The following is a 5,429-nucleotide window of genomic DNA, read 5'->3' on the forward strand; positions in this document are numbered from 1 at the left end:
ATCAAGGAAGTTGCAACTTCCTTGATCACCGCGGGGGTGGCTCAAGGGGGTGCGGCGCGGTGCCGACACCAGGGGCACGTCACCCGGACGGCGCAAGGAGAACGGCATGACCCCGTACCGCCTCGCCCTCGGCCTCGTCGCCACCGCCGCCACCGCGGCCGGCATCGCCCTGCTGCCCGCCGCGACCACCCCCGCCGACGCGGTCCCGGTCAGCACCGTCCGGGAGTACCCCGGCGCGGCCCCCCGCCCGGCCGGGCCGTAGCCCCCGGGATGTAGAACGGGGCATGGCCCACAGCCCCACCGCGACACCGTTCGCGGACCTCGACGCCTTCACCGCCCTGCCGCGCACGGCCGGCCTGGCGCTGTCCGCGGACGGCACCCGCCTGGTGACGACGGTGGCCACCCTCACGTCCGACGCCACGCGCTGGCGCGCGGCGCTGTGGGAGGTCGACCCCGCCGGGCAGCGCCCCGCCCACCGGCTCACCCGAGGCGCCGCCGCGGAGTCCTCCCCGGTGTTCGCCCCCGACGGCACCCTGCTGTTCACCTCCACGCGCCCCGACCCGGACACCGGCGCCGCCGAGGACGCGCCCGCCGCGCTGTGGGCGCTGCCGCCCGCGGGGGAGGCGCGCGTCGTCGGCACCCGGCCCGGCGGGGTGTCGGCGCCGCTGGTGGCGCGCACCGGCGACCGCGTCGTCGTCACGTCCGCGACGATGCCCGGCGCCGACGACGCCGAGGACGGCCCCACCTCCGACGCCGCCCGCCGCAAGGCGCGCGAGGAGAAGAAGGTCACCGCCGTCCTGCACGCACGGGTCCCGGTGCGGTACTGGGACAGCGACCTCGGCCCCGACGAACCCCGGTTCCTCACCGCGCGGCTGCTCGCCGCCGAACCCGCGGCCGGGGCCCGCGAGACGCTGCGCTGGCGGGACCTGACGCCCGCGCCCGGCCTGCGGTACCACGAGGCCAGCGCCGCCCTGACCCCCGACGGGGCGGAACTCGTCACCACCGAGGTCGTCGCGGGCCCGCGCGGCGACCAGCACGTGCGGCTGGTGGCGATCTCCACCGCCGACGGCGGCGTGCGCGTGCTCGCCGACGACCCGCAGCGCGAGTTCGGCGCCGTGGCCGTCTCCCCGGACGGCCGCCACGTCGCCGCGCTCGCCGAGTCCCGCTCCACCCCCGAGCGGCCGCCGTCGGTGCGGCTGGTGCTCGTCGCGCTCGACGGTTCCGGCGTGCGCGAGGTCGTGCCCGGCTGGGACCCGTGGGGTGCGCAGCCGCAGTGGGGGCCCGGTTCGGACGAGCTGTTCCTCGCCGCCGACGACCACGGGCGCGCACCGGTGTTCCGCGTCCACGTCGCCACGGGGGAGGTGACGCGGCTGACCGGCGACCACGGCGCCTACGGCTCCCTGTGCGTCTCGCCCGACGGGGCGCACGTGTACGCGGTGCGCTCCGCGGTGGACGCCCCGCCCGCCGTGGTGCGCCTGGACGCCCGCACCGCGGGGGGCGAACCGCAGCACCTGCCCGGCCCGGCCCCCGCCGTGCAGCTGCCCGGGACCCTCACCGAGGTCACCACCACCGCCGCCGACGGCAGCGACCTGCGCGCCTGGCTCGCGCTGCCCGCCACCGCCTCGGCAGAGGTCCCCGCCCCGCTGCTGCTGTGGGTGCACGGCGGGCCGCTGAGCTCGTGGAACTCCTGGTCGTGGCGGTGGAACCCGTGGGTGGCCGTGGCGCGCGGGTACGCGGTCCTCCTGCCCGACCCGGGCCTGTCCACCGGGTACGGGGCGCAGTTCCTGGCCCGCGGCTGGGGCGCGTGGGGCGAGGCGCCCTACACCGACCTGATGACCGTCACCGACGCCGCGCTGGAGCGCGACGACCTCGACGCCGCGCGCACCGCCGCGATGGGCGGCTCGTTCGGCGGGTACGTGGCCAACTGGATCGCCGGGCACACCGACCGGTTCCGGGCGATCGTCACCCACGCCTCCCTGTGGTCGCTGCGCGGTTTCGGGGGCACCACCGACGCCCCCTGGTACTGGTCGCGGGAGATGACCCCCGCGATGGTCGCCGCGAACGACCCCTCCGCGCACGCCGACCGCATCACCACGCCCGTGCTGGTCATCCACGGCGACCAGGACTTCCGGGTGCCGATCGGCGAGGGCCTGGCGCTGTGGTGGGCGCTCAACGAGAACTGGGACGGCGACCCCGCCGACATGCCCCACCGCTTCCTGTACTACCCCGACGAGAACCACTGGGTGCTCACCCCGCAGCACGCGATCCTCTGGTACGAGACGGTGTTCGCGTTCCTGGCCACCCACGTGCACGGGGTGGAGCTCCAGGTGCCGGACCTGCTGCGCTGAACCGGCTGCGGGAGGAGCACGATGGGACCCGTGCAACGACAGGACTGGGCCGCCGTGGACGACCACCTCGCGAGGGCCCTGCTGCCCGCCGACGAGGTGCTGGAGCAGGTGCTGGAGGAGAACCGGGCGGCGGGCCTGCCGCCCATCGACGTCTCCCCGCTGCAGGGCGCCTTCCTCACGCTGCTGGCCCGGATCACCGGTGCCCGCCGCGTGCTGGAGATCGGCACCCTGGGCGGGTACAGCACCATCCACCTGGCCCGCGGCCTGGGCGACGGCGGCCGCCTCGTCAGCCTGGAGTTCGAGCCGCGGCACGCCGAGGTCGCCCGCCGCAACGTCGAGCGGGCCGGCCTGACCGGCGTGGTCGACGTGCGGGTGGGGGCCGCGCTGGACACGCTGCCGGTCCTGGAGCGCGAGGGCGCCGGCCCGTTCGACCTGGTGTTCATCGACGCCGACAAGGGCGGATACCCCCAGTACCTGCAGTGGGCGGTGCGCCTGTCCCGCCCCGGCGCCGTGCTCGTCGGCGACAACGTCGTGCGGGGCGGCCGGCTCGTCGACCCCGCCGCGGACGACCCCGGCGTGCGGGGGGTCCGCACGTTCCTGGACGCCGTGGGGGCGCACCCGCGCCTGACCGCCACCGCCCTGCAGACGGTGGGGGCCAAGGGCTGGGACGGGTTCGCGATCGCCCTGGTGGACTGAGCGGTCCGCGGGCCGTCCGGGACCACCGGGCGGCCCGCGGCGCTCAGCCGTCCAGCAGCCCCGCGTCGTGCGCGACGATCGCCACCTGCACGCGGTTGTGCGCCTCCAGCTTCGTCAGCAGCCGCGACACGTGCGTCTTCACCGTCGCCTCGCTCATGAACAGCTCCCGGCCGATCTCGGCGTTCGAGAGCCCGCGGCCCACCGCGCCCAGCACCTCGCGCTCGCGCTCGGTCAGCAGCTGCAGCCGCTCGGCGGCCTCGCGGCGGCGCGGGTTCACCGCGTCGGCGGCGAAGTGCCCCACCAGCCGGCGCGTCACCGTCGGCGAGAGCATCGCCTCGCCCGCGGCCACCACCCGCACCGCCGCGACCAGCTCGCGCGGCGGGGTGTCCTTCAGCAGGAACCCGGTGGCCCCGGCCTGCAGCGCCTGGAACACGTACTCGTCCAGGTCGAAGGTCGTCAGCATCACCACGGCCGGCGCCTGCGGGCGGGCGGTGATGGCCTTCGCGGCGCTCAGGCCGTCCATGACGGGCATGCGCACGTCCATCAGGACGATGTCGGGGCGGTGCGCCGCCACGCCCTCCACGGCCTGCGCGCCGTTCTCCGCCTCGCCGACGACCTCGAGGTCCTCGGCGCTGGACAGGATCATCCGCAGCCCGGCGCGCACCAGGGCGTCGTCGTCGACCAGCAGCACCCGCGTCGGCCGCTGCGGTGTCCCGGTCGTTCCGTCCGCGGCGTGCGGGGTCCCCTCGGGGGTGGTCACGGTGCTGCTCTCCGTCCGTCGTCCTGGGTGCCGGTGCCGTGCGGCCGGGGCGCGCGGTCCGCGCCGCGCCCGGCCGCCACCGGTGCGGGGGTGAGTCTGGCATCCGGCGGGGTCCACGTGGCGGAGGTCCGCCGGGGGGACCCGCCCTCCGGCAGCGGCCACGGCAGCTGCGCGCGCACCGCGAACCCGCCGTCGGGTTCGGGCCCGCTGCGGATCGTGCCCTCGGCGAAACCGACGCGCTCGGACAGCCCCACCAGCCCCGACCCGGCACCCGGCAACCCGGACGCCTCCCCGCCGGAGCGGGCGTTGACCACCGACACGAGCAGCTCGCGGCCCACCTCACCGGAGATCGTCACCACCGTGCGCGCCGACGGCGCGTGCTTGTGCACGTTCGTCAGCGCCTCCTGCACCACCCGGTACACGGTGCGGCCCAGTTCGGCCGGGACGTCCGCGTGCACCGGCACGTCGGTGCGGAACTCCGCGCTGACCCCCGCCTCCCTGCTGGACTCCACCAGCGCGCGCACGTCCACCAGGGTGGGCTGCGGCGCCAGCTCCGCCGCCGCGGCCGCCGTACCGACCGCGCCGGTCACCCCCGTCCCGGGGGTGCGCAGCACGCCCAGCACCCGGCGCAGGTCCTCCAGCGCCGTGCGCGCCGTCTCCCGGATCGTCGCCGCCGTCGACTCCACCTGCTCGGGGCCCACGTCGGGGCGCACCTCCAGCCCGCCGGCGTGCAGGGCGACCAGGGAGATGCGGTGCGCCAGCACGTCGTGCATCTCCCGGGCGATGCGGGTGCGCTCGGCGAGGCGCGCCTGCTCGGCGCGCAGCACCTGCTCGTGCTCGGCGCGCTCGGCGCGCTCCCACAGCGAGCACACCAGGTCGCGGCGGGCGCCCACGTACGCGCCGACGAACACCACCAGGGCCGTGCCCAGGGCGGCGGTGGACACCGAGAACCCCCAGCCGTCCAGCGTGGTGCGCATCGCGGCCGTGGCCGAGGCGACGAAACCCACCACCGCCAGCAGCACCAGCAGCCGGTCGCGCCGGCGCACCGCCAGGGTGAGCAGCGCGAAGAACATCGCCCCGTCGAAGGCGATCACCAGCGCCACCAGGACCGTGACGACGGCGACCGCCACCGGGTGCTGCCGGCGCCACCACAGCGCGGCGCAGGCGCCCAGCGCCACCACCAGCGCTGTCACGTCCGCGGCCTCCACGTGCGCCAGGTCCAGGGGAGCGGCGGAGAAGCCGCCCTGCACGGAGGAGGCGGGCCCCTCCACCCGGGCGGAGAACCAGACGAGCGCCACCGGCAGCGACAGGAGGATCGCCAGCACGTCGCGCAGGCGCGGGGCGAAGGGCCAGCGGGCGACGCGGGGGTCGCGCACCGGCGGGACGGCCGGCAGGGCCGGCGGCGGGGCGGCGCTCACTCCCACAGCGTAGGTACCCCCCGGCGGAGGGCCGTCCCCCGAAGGTTGCGCCTGGCACCCGTCCTCCGTCGCACCTCCTCGCCCTCCCACCCCCGCCTCCCGGGGGGGGGGGGGGGGGGGGGGGGGGGGGGGGGGGGGGGGGGGGGGGGGGGGGGGGGGGGGGGGGGGGGGGGGGGGGGGGGGGGGGGGGGGGGGGGGGGGGGGGGG

At 77.3% G+C, this 5,429-nt stretch carries 5 protein-coding genes; 3 read left to right on the forward strand and 2 right to left on the reverse strand.

The genetic code is table 11. From position 1 onward, the window contains the following. The first annotated feature begins 106 nt into the window (after positions 1–106). Genes ACRYM0_RS20095 through ACRYM0_RS20105 form a run of 3 tightly spaced genes read left to right on the forward strand, consistent with a single transcriptional unit; the run spans position 107 to position 3,044 of the window. On the forward strand, positions 107–262 hold the full coding sequence (locus ACRYM0_RS20095; RefSeq protein ID WP_432507618.1) for a hypothetical protein: 156 nt from the start codon (positions 107–109) through the stop codon (positions 260–262). Positions 263–284: 22 nt separating this feature from the next. Beyond that, positions 285–2,348 carry a S9 family peptidase gene (locus ACRYM0_RS20100; protein ID WP_432507619.1) on the forward strand — a complete coding sequence of 688 codons (2,064 nt, stop codon included), beginning with the start codon at positions 285–287 and terminating at the stop codon, positions 2,346–2,348. Between the two features lie 30 nt (positions 2,349–2,378). Then, a complete protein-coding gene (locus ACRYM0_RS20105) occupies positions 2,379–3,044 on the forward strand; it encodes an O-methyltransferase (RefSeq protein ID WP_432507620.1) in 666 nt (221 codons plus the stop codon). 43 nt (positions 3,045–3,087) lie between these two features. On the opposite strand, the gene ACRYM0_RS20110 is transcribed toward ACRYM0_RS20105, so the two are convergent. Together ACRYM0_RS20110 and ACRYM0_RS20115 are read right to left on the reverse strand one after the other, a co-directional pair. Beyond that, positions 3,088–3,804: a response regulator gene (locus tag ACRYM0_RS20110; RefSeq protein ID WP_432507621.1), complete on the reverse strand. Its 717-nt coding sequence runs from the start codon at positions 3,802–3,804 to the stop codon at positions 3,088–3,090. Continuing rightward, positions 3,801–5,222: a sensor histidine kinase gene (locus ACRYM0_RS20115; protein WP_432507622.1), complete on the reverse strand. Its 1,422-nt coding sequence runs from the start codon at positions 5,220–5,222 to the stop codon at positions 3,801–3,803. The genes ACRYM0_RS20110 and ACRYM0_RS20115 overlap by 4 nt, the downstream gene beginning before the upstream one ends. Positions 5,223–5,429 lie beyond the last annotated feature (207 nt).

The sequence above is a fragment of the Kineococcus arenarius subsp. arenarius genome, from assembly GCF_050871845.1.
Classification (GTDB): Bacteria; Actinomycetota; Actinomycetes; order Actinomycetales; family Kineococcaceae; genus Kineococcus.

Excerpts from the sequence above, each read along its gene's own strand:
- ACRYM0_RS20100 (WP_432507619.1), top strand. The coding sequence starts at position 285 with ATGGCCCACAGCCCCACCGCGACACCGTTCGCGGACCTCGACGCCTTC.
- ACRYM0_RS20095 (WP_432507618.1), top strand. The coding sequence starts at position 107 with ATGACCCCGTACCGCCTCGCCCTCGGCCTCGTCGCCACCGCCGCCACC.